Origin of the sequence: Scytonema sp. HK-05, from assembly GCF_963872035.1 — a bacterium.
GTDB lineage: Bacteria > Cyanobacteriota > Cyanobacteriia > Cyanobacteriales > Nostocaceae > Kalymmatonema.
In genome coordinates, this window is sequence record NZ_CAWMYC010000098.1 from 12,986 (window position 1) to 28,441 (window position 15,456).

The following is a 15,456-nucleotide window of genomic DNA, read 5'->3' on the forward strand; positions in this document are numbered from 1 at the left end:
AAGGAAGTCAGGTTTTGTCATGGTTTGCTCCAACCCGTTGAAAATCAAGAGACATCCAGAGTTAGCGCAAAGATAGACCAAAGCCCAAGCATTTTCCTTACGACTTGTGTGTCAATGCCCAAGATTTTCAAGCAGCTTAACTGATCCATCACGTTCAACATACTGTGCTCTGCCACACAGAAACCTTGCTCATAAGCAAATTGCCGTGCCTGCTCAAGTGTTGTAAAATTATTATTCACCAAAGATCTGCCTGTAAGGTTAGTACCTGTTTGTAATAGCTTCTGTAAAGAAGGGTCAAATTCTTGTGACTGCCTTAAACTAGCTGTGTCAATAAAGTCAGGGGTAATCCAGACGCCACCGTACTGTTGAAGCATCTCGCGAATATTGGCACACACAAGTTGTTTTTCTGCCATATTCAGATGTGTCAGCAACCCTTCACACAAAATTATGATTGGCTGTCCGACTTTTAGTAGCTCAACACTTTTCAAAAACTGACTTGGACGGCTAGTAGCATCAATTGAGAGAAAGTGCAGATTGGGACGTTCGCCAACGAGTTGTTTAACCAGTTGCTGTTTGCAACGAATCATTCTGGGCAAATCACTTTCAATAAATGTGATGTTCGGATGACAAGACATGAAAAGACCACGCGGTAGCAAACCGGATGCTAGTTCTAGAACTTGCCCTATTTGATATTGAGCCATGACTTGGTTGACGGCTTTATAGCGAGCTTCCACACGTGCAGTAAGCAAAGCACTTTTGTCTTGGTTTTGTGATTCAGATAGCTCTACCAATCCTTGCGCTTCTACCAATTCTGCCAATTCCTTGGCATAAGGAATATCTGTGAACTGTCGGGCTTTGCTAACCATGAAAGCAGTGTGGATGATTTTGTCATAGTCACTAGCTTGCATTTGTGTATAAGTTTGTTTGAACTACTATCAAGTAGTTTAAAGATAAACTTACAAGCAGAGTACGAGTTTTACTTATAAATTTGTTTTATAGTTAATAACTAGAACTTAATTGTATTAAGTAGGAAAAAACAACTTCGCTCACTTCTCTACCGTGCTTACAGACCCTTACGCTTGGATAGAAGAATCTTTGGCTACAATTCACCGTGCTGATTGGTATCGCTCAGTACAAACAATCCACGGTCTTCCAGGTGCAACGGTACTTTTGGAAGGACGAGAGGTGATTAATTTTGCCAGTAATGATTATCTGGGATTGGCTGGGGATCAGCGGCTGATTAAGGCGGCTACTGTTGCTGTCCAAGAATTTGGTACGGGTGCAACAGGTTCTAGATTACTCAGCGGACATAGAGAATTACATAGGGATTTAGAAAGAGCGATCGCATCCCTCAAACAAACAGAAGATGTTCTAGTCTTCAGTTCCGGCTATCTAGCAAACCTGGGTACAATAACTGCCCTTGTAGGCAAACGTGATTTCATTTTATCTGACCAGTACAATCACTCTAGTCTCAAAAACGGGGCAATCCTCAGTGGAGCAACGATTATTGAATATCCTCACTGTGATGTTGAAGCATTAAGAACGCAACTGAGTCAACAAAGGCAAAACTACCGACGTTGCCTGATCATCACTGATAGCGTCTTCAGCATGGATGGTGATTTGTGTCCTTTACCTGCACTGTTGGATATAGCTGAAGAATTTAGCTGTATGCTGCTCGTTGATGAAGCTCATGCCACAGGGGTACTGGGAGAAACTGGCGCTGGATGTGTAGAACATTTCGGATGTACGGGAAGGCAATTAATTCAAATTGGCACTTTGAGTAAAGCTTTGAGTAGTCTAGGCGGATATGTGGCGGGAAGTGCAACCTTAATAGACTTTTTGCGGAATCGCGCACCTAGCTGGATTTACACTACGGCGCTTTCTCCTGCGGATACAGCAGCGGCGCTAACAGCAATAAAAATAGTACAGCAAGAACCGCAACGCCGCGCCCAATTATGGCAGAATGTAGCCCAACTCAAACAGAACACGCAACAGCAGCCAGTATCGCTGATATTACTACCCTCTGAGTCACCCATCCTCTGCTTTCAACTGCCAAGTGCAGCAGATGCGCTCAAAGTTGGAAAGCAACTGAAAGCTGCTGGCATTTTTGCCCCGGCTATTCGTCCGCCAACCGTTCCTACCAGTCGGATACGAATTTCTGTGATGGCAACTCATGAACCAGCGCATATTGAGAAACTAGTAGAGATACTTGCGCAAGTTTTCCCGTAATTGCTTGTGTTCCCACCGAAGTTGTAGAACCGGGGAGGCTCGCTCTGACGGCATATACACAGTTGCGTTCAAAAATATCGCAATCCCCACCCTATTATTTTGCTAAAAATATCCTGATCATGCAGAGATTCACATGAACATTGTGATTAAAATCACTGCTGAGTAAATTTGATTTATGGTAATCATCCTCTAACAATGTAGCTCTTGACATTCATGTTGTGACTCAGATCACTGCTCTGTGAACCTGATTGTTGATATATATAATCCTGCTCATAACTATAATGTAGAGCTTTAGATTCATGTTGTGACTCAGGTCACTGCTTGGTATGTTTTTATCTGGGTGCTAAAACAGCAACAAAGCTAGTAGTATACTGTCCAAAAAGTTAGTCAGAAAAGCAAAATAATGATGATTGCACCCAAAACTGTCATGAATCAACTGGAGATTTTTTAGATTTTAGAAGTCAGGGCTGGTACATAAACTAAATCTTAAAACCGTACAATTTTTCTACAGTGTTTCATATACGGAGATTGTACGCGACGTTATAGCAACAAATGAGTTGTGTACACAGTGGAATATCACCAACAACAAGCGCTATGACACTTTCCGAGAATTGAAAGTTGGCTTCATAATGGCAATTTACGAGAATTTCAAGTTGACTTCATAAATCAGATTTTAGGTGACAGGAAGTTAACGGAACGTGTATAAGTAAAAATGCTTATAATTATCAGGGATTTTCATAAATTTATTTACAAAGATAAAATCTGAAAGCCTTGTTGTTAATAGCTTGAAGCTAAACAAGACAGGAAAGGTAAAATTTCAGCAGGATGGTAATTCGTTATTTCTACGTAGCTCAGATACTGATGATTCATACATTCTTTTTAAAGAATTATAGGGAATTTTAACTAAATCAGGAAACAATATCTAGATAATTGTATTTAGAACAAAGAAATAAAGAGGACATCCATCGACTGAAGGAATTCCTTAATAACTTATAAAGAAAAACATGAATATATTTACTCGTTTACTAAGTACATTTGCTATCTCTCTATCTGCTGTTGCTGTTATGCCTTACTTTGTAATAGCGCAAGAGACTCCAACTGCTCCCCAACAAAAAAGCACGCAGAAACTTTGCTCTGCCGATGTTGTGGAAGATTTGTTGCCTCCTTTCGTGAGCGAGAAAAGTGGAGAACCGCTTTCCTACTTAGGGCAGCAAGGTTTTACACAGAATCCAGATGGTGCCTGGGTTTGTTATGCAAGTGATTCTAGGAAGCAGGGACGTTATTACACCCTATTGAAAGTTCAACAAATCAAAGGAAAGCTTATAGCCAGTTCTTTCCTCGAGGGCGGCATGCTGGTTGAAGGGCAGGACAACCGCAGCCTGGACTTATTCATGACACTCATAGAGAAGCATACAAAGACAAATCAAGGGAACCGTGAAAGTATACGCAGATATCTGGAATCCTTCTTTTCCTTAGTGAAGGAAGCAAAGGTACAACCTTCTAGTCGTGGTTACCTCTTCGACCAACCAAACAGCGCTGTTGTCATCTACCACTCTGTTACAGGCGAGAAACTTAAGGGGACAGCAATCACAATTAACATCAACTCGCCTCAGAATTTAGCTTCCTCTCCAGTCTCATAAGGTGCATCGAAAATTACTTGTTGGAGGTAAATCCCTTGAAGTCAAAAGTTCAAAAAATTGTAGTCACCGTATCATCCTTTGCAACAGTAGTCAATGCATCTCAACCTGCTTCTGCTCAACTCAACGTTGGACATTATGGTATCCAACAAGGACTGGAGCAAAACTATCTCCAGTACCAGGTATCAGGGCGAGATTTAAGCCAAATGCGAGGCATTCCTGCATGTAGTGTAGGATTTGGTGCTTCTTGTAACAAGGCTGGAGCAGTCTTCCAGAAAATACTTGAGTCGAATGGTGGACCAACCTACGAGCAGTTGCTGATGAAAGCCGCTGGTGGGGAAGAAAACTTCCGCAATTTCGCTTCCTTTTATGGAAACAATCCCAATCTTGCTCAGATACCGTACGCCTCATTCTGGGAGAACAACAACCCTGATATCGTGGACGGGTACCGATATCTTCTTGGGCAGACGGTAAGTCAGACTCCTCAAGAAGGTTTGGGACAAGTTACCAAAAACTTTGACTGGGCACCTGAAGCAGGTGGAAACTCGCTTGATCCTCGCAATGCCTTGCTGGATTTGAAATACTCTTATGGGCGTCTGTTGCTTCGGGAGATTGCAAAAATTCCCGATGCTCAGCAGCAGATTCAAGCTATGGGTCTAAAGCCGGAGGAAGCCAAGTTTTTCTTAGAGAAACTTTCAGCAGCCAAGCTTGCGTTGAATGGGAATGAACAGTCTCTCAAAGAGACCATTCTCAAAGAACTCTCCGTGCCATATTCACCAGATGGTGGTGATTTCAACCGTCCAAATCTTGGCGTTCCCCCCCTCAGTGATGGGTTCACTGATCAACCTGAAACTCTCGCTGGAGAACTCTTTTCATGGGAACCTCTAGTATCGTTAGCGCCGGAAGAGATGAACGTTGACCTTCCTTCCAGCCTTGCAGAAGTTGATTTTCCTGGGAACATAGCAGAAGATGTGGCGTTGCAACAAGGCTCAGGCAGTTCTTTTCCAAGCTGGCTAATTGGCGCTGGCGTTCTTCCTTTACTCCTACTTCTTCTCTCGTTTGGTGGCGGTGATTCCTCCGGTCACGGTGGTAGAAGCATCGCAGCTACACCGCCTGTTGGGGGTTCGTCTTCCTCTGGTGGCGGTGGGTCTGTTCCTCCTATCGGCAATGGTGGTCCTCCCGGTGAAAACCAAATCATTGAAGTGCCATCTCATCACCCCGTGATTGTGCCTGGACAGGAAGTGAAGAAGGTACCGGAGCCAACAACAATAACGCCCCTTGTATTAATGATAATTTTCATTTACATGGTCACTCTCAAGCACTGGCGTACACAAACAAAAGGCTAAGTTTTTCCCTTCTGCAATTTGGTGGCTTATACCAATTAAAAACGCGACAGATACGCCACCCGCCTGACCGCACCCTCCCCGATGCCTTGGGGAGGGTTGAGGAGGGGTCTTGTCGATGTGTCGCATTCTTTTTTCAAAGCGGTATTAGCTCAAATATAGAAGTACTCGCATTCTTCTGTTTCCTTGAAGAATGCGAGCGTTAGTTTTCGAATCTAGTATGGTAGATGCCTATGGTAGCCTTATGAGCTACAAAACTTGCTACTGACCTGATTTATTGTTCGTGTTTGATCCAGATTCTGCTGGAGCGACTTTTGCCTCAACTTTCACACTTTTGACACCTTTAATCTCTTTTGCCAAAGTAGGAATTTTATTCAGTTGCTCCTGAGTAGGAACTGTTCCCGCTACAGTGACAGCACCTTCTTTAGCGTCAACTGTTAACTGACTGGCTGGCAAATTTGCCTCTAACTTGCCGCGAACTTCGCTTTTTAGATCGGCATCAGCTCTTTGTGCATCACCGCCAGTGGTATTGTTACGTTGTTCGCGTGCTCTAATGTCAGACTCTATTTGGTCTTTACGAACTTGACCAGTAGCGTCTTCTTGGGTCTTCTGAGCTGTTTCTGTTGTTGGAGCGTTGGGGCTTTCGCTTGTTTGTGAAGGAGCATCTGCACTCGTTTTAGAAGGGGGTGCTTCGCAACCAACCGCAGCAACAGCTATAACGCCACTAATGATCAATGGAATAAACTTGTTCATCTTCTCTCTTCCACTTGAATGTTTTAAAAGATTCATTGACAGAAGCAGTTATTAACAGTAGACAGTTATCTTTTCATTTACAAAATGGATACAAGAACACGCAAATCCTTGTTGAAATTGCCTAACTTCATTCTGTTACGAGAACTGACTGATAACTGACTGATAACTGAACACTGTTAATTGTGTGTGAGGTTGAGGAGCGAATCTTTCAAAGTCCAAACTCAAGAGTCAATAGTCTAGAAAAAGCGGTTTTTTAATGAGCGACTCATGACTGATGACTTACTAAATACTTGCATCCCGACGGTCAACTATAGTTACCGGAGGTTGATTGTTAGTTACCGAAGGTTGATTGTTGACAACGCGATCAGTGTAATCTGTACGAGTGTCTGCAACACCAGGTGCATTGTAAATGCCAAACTCCTGAATACCCTGGTTTGTCAGAACAGTTTCAGCACGACGAATTTCATCATCTGTACCGTCTACTATCACCAAATAATCACCACGAGAGACCCGATCATTGTATACTCTGGCTCGTTCTTCAGGAATTCCCAAACCAATTAGCGCACCCAATAATCCGCCAGTTGCTGCACCAATACCAGCACCAAGAGCAGTTGTCGCCAGAGTTGTAGCTACTTCGCCTGCAAGTAATATAGGACCCACACCAGGAATTGCCAAGGTACCTAAGCCTACCAGCAAGCCAGTAATGCCCCCTAATGTTGCACCGGTCACTGCTCCGGTTGCGGCTCCTTCATCAGCTTTGTTGCCAACACGCTTTTGCGTTTCGACACCAGCAATATCACCTTCACGATCCGCATCTCTAGCAATGATAGAAATCTTATTCATCGGGAAGCCAGCATCTCTGAGTTCGGTGAGTGCATACTCAGCTTCACGACGGCTAGAAAATACGCCAACCGCACGCTTGTGTTCGCCCAAAGCCATTTTACTCCTCCATTTCATAGCGAAAAGTAAGCACATGCATTATGTAGTTTCTACATTTGTTTTGCGCTCACATTACTGTTTTGCCTTGTTTTGCTCTAACTTTCATCGTCCATAAGTGTAAGCTAGGTATCTATCAACAGATTGGTTATTTGCTAGAGTCTTGAAAAAGACACGGGGACACGAGGGCGCAAAGACGCGGCGACAGAAGAATTCTGCGTGATTTGGAACTCAGCAGTTGACGCTAGTCGCTACAATGAAGGAGACCTCACACGCTGGCTTTTTAACAAAAAAAAGCGAAAAAAGCGTTGCGAGGTTTCGATTCGCAAGCTATTTTTCAAGACAGTGCAATATCTACAAAGCATAAGCTTTATGAGAGATTACAGGGGAAATTGCGCTTCAATTGTTCGGTTATACGACTTTCACTAATAAACAAATGCTTATAACCTCGTAAATAAGTAGTGAATGTCTGCCCAAAATGCTGTCAGTCGCTCTTTATTGAAGGGGTGAAAAGTTGTGTATAAATGGATCTTGCCAAGCCTGAGCGAAGTTTTAGCAAATAGTCAATCAACAGTGGCTGAATGCTCATCTGCTAAAGCAGAGCAGCAATGGCGCGTCAGCGTAGCAGCAACAGAACAGTTGTTATTAAATATTCTAGCAACGGCTTCACCTGAGGCGACCCAAGGATTAGTTTTAGCTGCGCCAGCACCTGTCTTCAGCGAACCAAGACTAGCTCAAAGCCTGCAGACAGTCACTTTTACGGCAAAGCCATTTAACCCCTTGGCACTCATGCCATTTCAAATGCCTCCTGGTGTGGCTGTGGCAGATGCATTTGCTCCTGATGAGTCGGTTTTACCTCTGCTAACAACAGATCCATTGGCTAAGGAGCAGTTTTGTTTGGTTTTCACCAAGCAATTTAGATTAGTGCTGGTTTTATCAGAAGACAGCAATGGTGATAAAACTTTTTCATTTTCTTTTGACTCAGAAATCGTTGAGTTAGCATGGCGATCGCTCGGAGCAAGAGTCAGATTAAGTCATCCCCAGTTGTTTGCCGATTTAGAGGAATTAGTACATCAGTATTCTCCAGGAACTCCAGATTATCGTATAGTTATGGAGTTCAGTCGGTTGTTGCTAACCCAATTTCCACAACCACAAGAAGACACAGGGACACGGGTACACGAGGAAATCTCTTCATTGCCCCCCAACTCTACTTTGTCCGAACCCAAAGCTTCTTATTCCCCAACCCCAGAAGGAACCCCAAAGCCCCTGATTCCTCAACGAGGAGTTCGCTCAATCGGAACTCCCGCACCAGACGGTTCTCGTCAACCCCACTTTTTGGGAACCCCTAGCTCTCCATCGCCGCATCTCTCCTCACCTCGTCCTGATGTAGAACTGCTGCAAGCTTTTGCTCACGAAGTTCGCACTCCTCTGACTACAATCCGCACCATCACTCGTCTACTGCTCAAACAGCGTGATTTGCCTGCCAACGTTATCAAGCGTTTGGAAATGATCGACCGTGAATGCACTGAGCAAATTGACCGGATGGAGTTGCTCTTTAGAGCAGCAGAACTGGAAACATCTCCCACCGTAAAATGCACACACGCTCAACTCACAGCAATGTCTCTCGAGCAAGTGTTGCAGCAAAGCATCCCTCGCTGGCAAGAAGCAGCAAATCGGCGGAACTTGACTTTGGATGTGGTTTTACCTCAGCAGTTACCCACTGTCATCAGTAATCCTACCATGTTGGATCGAGTTCTCACTGGTTTGATGGAGAATTTCACCCGCAGCTTACCCGGTGGTAGTCGTATTCAAGTACAAGTTATACCTGCTGGGGATCAACTGAAATTACAGTTATTGCCCTTACCTGAAGTGGGAGATAATGGCAGAACTTCAGCATCAACTTGCACACCGCCAATTCGCAAGGCTCTTGGTCAATTGCTGATGTTCCAACCAGAAACAGGTACGATCAGTTTGAATCTCGCTGCAACGAAGCATTTGTTTCAGGCGATCGGCGGTAAACTGATTGTGCGCGAACGTCCGCGTTATGGAGAAGTACTAACGATTTTCCTTCCCTTGGAAGTCAGCAGTCAGCAAAAGTGGGAAGTGAAGAATTAATCGTTGATCACCCGCATCTGATTTATGCAAAGTCAAGCTCTTTTCGTGTTCCTAGCCGATGCGAGTAATTAACTGATTAACACGCGGTTTACCAAAGCGTTCCCAGGCGTTCCCACCACGTAGAAATAGTTCCATCCAACGAACTGATTTCGACCCATCAGCCATTGACCAACCAGAACTCCCTGGAGAAAAAGCTAAAGTTCCTTCTGGCACTTTAAAACTACCATCAGAATACACTGCATCACTGACCACATCACCTACGCGGATGACCACCTTCTCTTCAGGTTTGAGGTTGACAGAATCTGCTGGGATCGTGGTTTTGATGTTACCGTAGCCATCAATCCAAGCAACGCGATCGCTCGGGGGATCGGGTATATTGCTTGGGTTCAAGACTTCTCCTAAAAGGCTAAAGTCGCCTTGGGCGATCGCCGCTGCCGCATTCGGAAACACATCACGAGAACGGAACTGCGACCCACCTCTAGAAACCTTGACTATTTGCAGTTTTTGTGCTGATTCTTTGATAAAAGAGAGACTGTAACCAGCATTGACGCCTACGACTGTGACACCATTGGGTAGCAAGGCATAAGTGAGCCCTTCGCCTTCATTATCCTGTCTAGGTTGTTTATCATCTTGACGAGGGGCGCAGTTGTGATAAATTAAACGGTCTGGGGGACCAGGGTTAAGACCAAGTTGGGCAATCCAAAAGCCTGTCGCCAGAGTACTGAAAGCAGGAACTGAGAGAGTATGAATCTGTGCTTCCGGTAGTCCTATCAGTAAACGTTGCGTCACTTCAGCAAAAGCTGGGTCACCATTACCATAATCTGCAATCAAGGTGATGAACATAAACTTATCTCAAATGGTTGATTGTCGTGGATTTTCAGGGGCGATCGCTGGTTGTAGCGCAGCGCCCGCGCATGGCGATCGCTAGCTGCGCAGTCAAAGTAGAACCTTCATAGAGTTTACTTTTTACAGACAGAGAGCCACCGCAGCGCCATAGCAATAATTGCACAATTGATAAGCCCAAACCAACACCACCAGGATCTTCAGTTGCGACTGGACGTACCCGGTAAAAGCGCTCAAGGATTTTGGGAATCTCGGTATCGGCAATACCAATACCAGTATCGCTAAATTCCAATTGGACATAATCACCCTGAACACGTGCTCGTACCCAAACCTGTCCACCTTTGGGGGTGAACTTAATGCTGTTGGAAAGCAGATTAATCACAATCTGCCTCAGCCCACCGCTCACACACCAAACAGGTGGAAGGTCAGTAGGTACAGTGTAGGCTAACATCAGACCTTTTTCTCGGGTTAAGGGCTGGTAGATACTAACAACTCCAGGCACAATGTCCGACAGACGCACAGCCTCTAAAGGCATCCGCTCCAAATTGCGCTCTAACTGCACCAGATCTAACACACCAGTAATCAGGGCATTTTGGCGATCGCACTCTTGTTTGAGCATCTGGAAATAACGTTGTCGCTGAGGGGATTTGAGATTCGGGGAATTTAAAAGGCTCAGGGCTGTCTTCATATGTGTTAAAGGCGCGCGCAGTTCCTGACACACATTGCTCAAGTATTCATCTTGAAGTTGCAGAGTTTCCTGCAATTTTTGATTTTGCTGCTGCATCTGCGCAAGACGCTTTGTCGTTCTTTGACGATGAATTTCATCCTGTTGCTGGAGTTGTTTTGCCAACAGTTGACTTATGAGTGCTGGCTCGCTTGCGGCGGGACAAATAAAATCGTTCGGTATAAACACGGATGATTCTGGTGTTATCGCCTGTTTGATAACATCTAACACTCGCTGAATGACTTTTCCATCAAAGGTACTTATAGCAAGTAACGGCGGGTTTTTTTTTCTGTTCGTTGCCGAATTATTTCTGCGTCTTCTAAATGGTCTATGAGCCAGAATGAGAAAGCAAAACTGCGGCGACAACACCATTAGAAAGTATTCCCTACGCAACAGGCTATTTGGTAAGCTCTGTATTCGTATATCAGAAGACGCACACAGGAGACTGCCCCGTGGGGAAGTTAGCATTGAGGAGGTGTTCGCCTGTGGTTCCGATTGAGGAGGCAGCGCGTTGCCTCTGTTCGCCGGAGTGTGTATGTCGTGCGACTGGCGTGGGACTGCCGTTGGCAGACGCAGTGACGCGGAGAGTTTTTCACTCCTACTGTGCGCATTTTCGCTCTTCGACAGCCCGCTCAAATCAGGGAACCCACCCACGCAGGTGTTCTCTTCTACTCCCTCTATTCCTCTGCTGCTTTCCTCAATATGCAAAGTACGAATGACGTCAGATATTCTTAGTTGTTGGTGATAGCGTTCAATTTCTGAGTGCCAAATTTTTCCTGGTGGTAGCTTTACCCACAAAGTGGCTGCAATCTGTTGCTCAATAAGTAAATCAATTTGTGATCTGACAAGTGACAGTAGACTAGCAGGAGTATGGGGCAATGGTTGGGGAGTCGGTTGCATTCCCAAAGCCAGCTGATAAACGGACACATCCTGAGCAAAAGAAAAATTCATGGGCAAACCACAACAAGGAAAAGGACAAACCAAACGATACTGCCTTCGCTCTTCATCTTATAAGAAAGCCACAAAAAATCCTAGCTTATGAAGATAGTTGAGCAGCGGATATAGTCTATCTATAAAGACAGAAGAATGAATAAAAAAAATATTTTTATCTTTTATTTTCTTTCTTTCAAACAACTATTTCCTGCCCTTGGTGGGTGAAGCGAACTTTTTTAATATTCCATTCAACATGACTTAATAAAGTTTTGCGAAGGCTGCCAAATAGAGCAAACTGCTCACAACTGGAAAGAGAAGTGAATTGACGCTCGGAATCAGGGGATATTCCTAAATCAATTGTTGCGACTTGATTTTTGACAGTGACACTATACCCAGACAAGCTAAAATCAGCACTGTCAAATTGCTTTATGATGTTACTCACCGCACTTATCACAGGTTCTTGCTTTGGTACTAAGACTTGTTGTGGAATCAATTCTTGACATTGAGTATCACTTGTAAATAGGCTGACGTTGACAGTTGTTTTAGTAACAGCGGCAGAACTCAAGGAAGCCTTATTTTGGATTGGGGTTTCTTCTGTTGAAAATAATTTGCTATCAGTTGCTGCTTGTGCAGCAGGTTGGCTGTTAGTTGTTGTATTAGCTGTTGGCATTGTGCTTTCAAGATGATGAGAAATTGGATGAAAACTACAGCTGCTGAGGCTGGCAACTATACCCACAACCATAAACGGAACAACATATTTTTTGCTGGACTTCATAACTTTGTTCATAATTCTATTGTCCCTGAGTTTTGCTATTGACTACACTTTTGCTGCCATCAAATCCGCATAAACTCTGGACTTATGAACATTCGTAATATTTTCAAATAGCGTTTCCTTCGTCAATCAGTAATATTACTGAAATATTGCCATTTTTCCCATTTTTAGTTTTTTGCTCAATTTGTGAAATAAGTAGGAATACACAGCTCGAAGAAGAGCGAAGGTAATAACGCCTGAAACTCGCGCACTCTTACTAATGACTAATGAACGGCAGGTGCTTTATGCCGGGGAACCCGTCCACCGCACTCTTACTAATGACTGAACGAGTTAACTTTATTTGTGCCGATCTACTTAATCTTTTTATTCATTGTCTTCTTCATATTGTGTTGTCTTGACTCCTGTGGTTTCAGTCATCCATTCATAAATGCCCTCACCTGTTGTCAACCATGTATTAGGTTGATTTTTAATATGTAACAAACATTGTTTTAAATACTTAAACCGCAGTGGCTGACCTACAATAAACGGATGCAAGCTAATAGTCATAACCCGCCCTTGAGATTCTCCATCTAACCAAAGTTGGTCAAATTGGTCTTCGATCGCTTGGGCAAATTCTGCACCCGAAAATCGGTTATTCAAGCATAAGGTAATATCATTTGTCTCGAGACTATAGGGAATTGCCAGCAAGCGTCCGTTGGGTAAATCATACCAATAGGGTTGGTCATCGTTTACCCAGTCAGCAGTATAAACAATTCCCGCAGAATACAACAATTCAAATGTTGATTCTGTTACCGACAATCCCGGAGTTAACCAACCTTTTGGAGTTTTTCCAGTGGCTTCTTCTAGTAAACTCAGCGTTTTATCAATTATTTCTATTTCTGCTTCCCTATCCATGCCACTATGACCTTTGGAATTGTTAAGACCATGTGCCATCACTTCCCAATGATGTTGCTGCATGGCTGCGATAATTTCCGGAGAAAGTGTGCCTATTTCGCCGTTCACTGCTGCCGTCACGGGAATTTCTAATTCAGCGAATAAGTCAAATAAGCGCCAAATCCCTACTCGATTGCCATAGTCGCGCCAGCCATAATTGGCAATTTCTGGATAACTATTTAAATCAGGTTGAATGGCTGTCCCCTGTTTCCCAAAAGTGAAGTGTTCGATATTCATCACCACCCAAACAGCAACTCTGGCATTATTCGGTAATTTGAGAACCGAACGTTGTGTCATTGATTGAAAAAATGGAGGTTGCATAATTAAAAATTCACGCAGGCAAAATTCAAAGTCTATAACTTATGTTGATTATTTCAGCAATGGTCAAAACTCAATAGTCTATATTAACTATGATTTTTAGCTGATTGCACAAAAAAAGAGTAAGTTTAGATATATTAAGTATTTTTATGTATAATACACAACATAATATAATTTAGTATATTCTGATACTTGTTCAACAGTATGCTGTAGCAACTCAAAATATTGAGCTTCAAGCTAATAAGTCTCTATGTGAAATTTTTTATCTAGTTGAATAAATATACCCCAACAAATTGTTCAAGCAGCCTTTCAAGATTGCCAATATATCTGGCAAAGGAATCCGGAAAGTTTTGCCTTGGTTTTGTTTTTAATACAAAATCCACATTTTTGATTTGCTCAGTGTTTCTACAGGGTATTTTATATGGAATTAGCCTTGTTGATGTTACTGATAGTTCTGGTTATTCATACCCACGTAAGTCTGGACCAGCCCAAATTAAAGGGTTTAAGACCACGAGTGTCTATACGTAGTACGCCAGATGTCTCAAGTCGGGAAACCCGCCCACGACACTGGCTCCTCAGTTTCAGTCGGGGTTGAAATCCAAGGAGTGAAACTATCTTCAATGCTGTAGCTTATGAATGAGCGTTCTTAGTGAATTGTTAACACGTTTGGTATCTTGCATTGACTTGAGGGGAGAAAGTAGCCCTTTGTAGATTGCAGCAATGCGATCGCGCTCTCTTGCGTGCCCCGAATCGCGATCGCTTAGGGCTGTCCATTTTTCAAGACTTTGCCTTGGGAATTCCTCCCTCAATTCCCTCAACATACCAATCCATCGCCAGTTGTTCCTTATCGCCCAACACGTGACCCTTGGGGACTCGCACCACACCATTTTGGTCTTTCACCGGACCATCAAAAGGATGTGCAGCACCGCTGATAAATTCCTCTCGTTTCCTTATGACCAATTGTTGAACATCTTCAGGAATCACAGGATTCAAGGGCGAAATATCCACCATTTCTTGAGCAATTCCATACCAAACTTCCTCAGACTTCCAAGTCCCGTTGATCACAGCCAAGGCTTTATCTGTATAAAATTTCCCCCATTTATTGATAGCTGATGTTAGATGAGCTTTTGCACCAAACCTACTCATATCAGTGTTGTAGCCAAAAGCATAAATACCCTTTTCCTCTGCTAGTTGAATAGGAGCGATCGAGTCGGTATGCTGCGTTAGGACATCCGCACCTAAATTAACTAAAGCTTGGGCAGCTTCTCTTTCTTTAGCTGGATCATACGAACTTTGCACCCAAACCACCTTCACTTTTGCTTTGGGATTTGTCTGTTGCAGTCCTTGCTTAAACGCACCTATTCCGCGAATGACTTCAGGAATTGGGTATGAACCAATAAAACCAATCATATTCGATTTTGTCATCTTGCCAGCAATCATACCAGTGAGGTATCGCGGTTCTTCAAAGCGTCCTAGATAGGTACCGACATTCCTGACGCGTTTGTATCCAGTACAATTTTCAAAAACAACATTGGGAAAGTCTTTTGCTACTTTAATTGTGGGGTTCATATAGCCAAAAGAAGTCGTAAAAATTAACTTATTGCCTTCTAATGCCAATTGACGAATCACCCTCTCAGCGTCCGCACCTTCGCTGACATTTTCCACAAAAGTCGTTTTCACTTTCTGCTGAAGATTTGCCTCCATTTCTCTGCGACCTAAATCGTGGGCATAAGTCCACCCAAAATCACCCACAGATCCAACATAGACAAATCCTACCTTGAGAACTTCATTCGCTGCCATAGGGGAAGCTAGAACTGGGACTTCACCTTGTGGTTGAGACTGACCGCCACTACAGCCAGCAAACGTAAAGCCCGTTCCTACTAAAGTGGCATACTTTAGAAATTTTCGACGCTGCATATT

General features: G+C 43.6%; 12 protein-coding genes. 4 read left to right on the forward strand and 8 right to left on the reverse strand.

Annotation, left to right across the window (positions count from 1 at the left end):
• Window positions 1–44: 44 nt before the first annotated feature.
• Window positions 45–908 carry a class I SAM-dependent methyltransferase gene (locus tag AACT52_RS15950; RefSeq protein WP_073632133.1) on the reverse strand — a complete coding sequence of 288 codons (864 nt, stop codon included), beginning with the start codon at window positions 906–908 and terminating at the stop codon, window positions 45–47.
• A 151-nt stretch (window positions 909–1,059) separates the two neighbouring features.
• Here AACT52_RS15950 and bioF point away from each other — a divergent pair, with 151 nt between their 5' ends.
• From bioF to AACT52_RS15965, 3 genes are all read left to right on the forward strand, one after another.
• Window positions 1,060–2,229 (forward strand): 8-amino-7-oxononanoate synthase, encoded by a 1,170-nt coding sequence (bioF, locus tag AACT52_RS15955; RefSeq protein WP_073632134.1) that lies wholly within the window; start codon window positions 1,060–1,062, stop codon window positions 2,227–2,229.
• A gap of 1,004 nt (window positions 2,230–3,233) precedes the next feature.
• Complete coding sequence (locus AACT52_RS15960; RefSeq protein ID WP_073632137.1) at window positions 3,234–3,869, forward strand: hypothetical protein; 636 nt, start codon at window positions 3,234–3,236, stop codon at window positions 3,867–3,869.
• A 35-nt stretch (window positions 3,870–3,904) separates the two neighbouring features.
• Complete coding sequence (locus AACT52_RS15965) at window positions 3,905–5,212, forward strand: hypothetical protein (RefSeq protein WP_073632139.1); 1,308 nt, start codon at window positions 3,905–3,907, stop codon at window positions 5,210–5,212.
• Between the two features lie 258 nt (window positions 5,213–5,470).
• Here AACT52_RS15965 and AACT52_RS15970 read toward each other — a convergent pair whose 3' ends face one another.
• Both AACT52_RS15970 and AACT52_RS15975 read right to left on the reverse strand, forming a co-directional pair.
• The gene (locus tag AACT52_RS15970; RefSeq protein WP_073632141.1) at window positions 5,471–5,962 is read right to left on the reverse strand and encodes a BON domain-containing protein; all 492 of its coding nucleotides are present in this window, start codon (window positions 5,960–5,962) and stop codon (window positions 5,471–5,473) included.
• Between the two features lie 282 nt (window positions 5,963–6,244).
• Window positions 6,245–6,901 (reverse strand): general stress protein, encoded by a 657-nt coding sequence (locus tag AACT52_RS15975; RefSeq protein ID WP_073632143.1) that lies wholly within the window; start codon window positions 6,899–6,901, stop codon window positions 6,245–6,247.
• A 513-nt stretch (window positions 6,902–7,414) separates the two neighbouring features.
• Here AACT52_RS15975 and AACT52_RS15980 point away from each other — a divergent pair.
• A complete protein-coding gene (locus AACT52_RS15980; protein WP_073632145.1) occupies window positions 7,415–9,013 on the forward strand; it encodes a sensor histidine kinase in 1,599 nt (532 codons plus the stop codon).
• Between the two features lie 51 nt (window positions 9,014–9,064).
• On the opposite strand, the gene AACT52_RS15985 is transcribed toward AACT52_RS15980, so the two are convergent.
• The 5 genes from AACT52_RS15985 to AACT52_RS16005 all read right to left on the reverse strand — a co-directional run bounded on the left by AACT52_RS15985 (window position 9,065) and on the right by AACT52_RS16005 (window position 15,453).
• Complete coding sequence (locus AACT52_RS15985) at window positions 9,065–9,856, reverse strand: SAM hydrolase/SAM-dependent halogenase family protein (protein ID WP_073632147.1); 792 nt, start codon at window positions 9,854–9,856, stop codon at window positions 9,065–9,067.
• A 34-nt stretch (window positions 9,857–9,890) separates the two neighbouring features.
• Window positions 9,891–11,531, reverse strand: coding sequence for a DICT sensory domain-containing protein (locus AACT52_RS15990; protein WP_073632149.1), 1,641 nt, complete (start codon window positions 11,529–11,531; stop codon window positions 9,891–9,893).
• 175 nt (window positions 11,532–11,706) lie between these two features.
• Window positions 11,707–12,300 carry a sporulation/spore germination protein gene (locus AACT52_RS15995; protein WP_073632151.1) on the reverse strand — a complete coding sequence of 198 codons (594 nt, stop codon included), beginning with the start codon at window positions 12,298–12,300 and terminating at the stop codon, window positions 11,707–11,709.
• Between the two features lie 348 nt (window positions 12,301–12,648).
• Window positions 12,649–13,539, reverse strand: coding sequence for a polysaccharide deacetylase family protein (locus AACT52_RS16000; protein ID WP_073632153.1), 891 nt, complete (start codon window positions 13,537–13,539; stop codon window positions 12,649–12,651).
• 774 nt (window positions 13,540–14,313) lie between these two features.
• Entirely contained in the window at window positions 14,314–15,453 is a 1,140-nt protein-coding gene (locus tag AACT52_RS16005; RefSeq protein ID WP_073632155.1) for a BMP family ABC transporter substrate-binding protein, read from the reverse strand.
• Window positions 15,454–15,456 lie beyond the last annotated feature (3 nt).

Coding starts and splice junctions, on each gene's coding strand:
- AACT52_RS15950 (WP_073632133.1), bottom strand. CDS start 908: ATGCAAGCTAGTGACTATGACAAAATCATCCACACTGCTTTCATGGTT.
- AACT52_RS15960 (WP_073632137.1), top strand. CDS start 3,234: ATGAATATATTTACTCGTTTACTAAGTACATTTGCTATCTCTCTATCT.
- AACT52_RS15970 (WP_073632141.1), bottom strand. CDS start 5,962: ATGAACAAGTTTATTCCATTGATCATTAGTGGCGTTATAGCTGTTGCT.
- AACT52_RS15975 (WP_073632143.1), bottom strand. CDS start 6,901: ATGGCTTTGGGCGAACACAAGCGTGCGGTTGGCGTATTTTCTAGCCGT.
- AACT52_RS15985 (WP_073632147.1), bottom strand. CDS start 9,856: ATGTTCATCACCTTGATTGCAGATTATGGTAATGGTGACCCAGCTTTT.
- AACT52_RS15990 (WP_073632149.1), bottom strand. CDS start 11,531: ATGAATTTTTCTTTTGCTCAGGATGTGTCCGTTTATCAGCTGGCTTTG.
- AACT52_RS15995 (WP_073632151.1), bottom strand. CDS start 12,300: ATGAACAAAGTTATGAAGTCCAGCAAAAAATATGTTGTTCCGTTTATG.
- AACT52_RS16000 (WP_073632153.1), bottom strand. CDS start 13,539: ATGCAACCTCCATTTTTTCAATCAATGACACAACGTTCGGTTCTCAAA.
- AACT52_RS16005 (WP_073632155.1), bottom strand. CDS start 15,453: ATGCAGCGTCGAAAATTTCTAAAGTATGCCACTTTAGTAGGAACGGGC.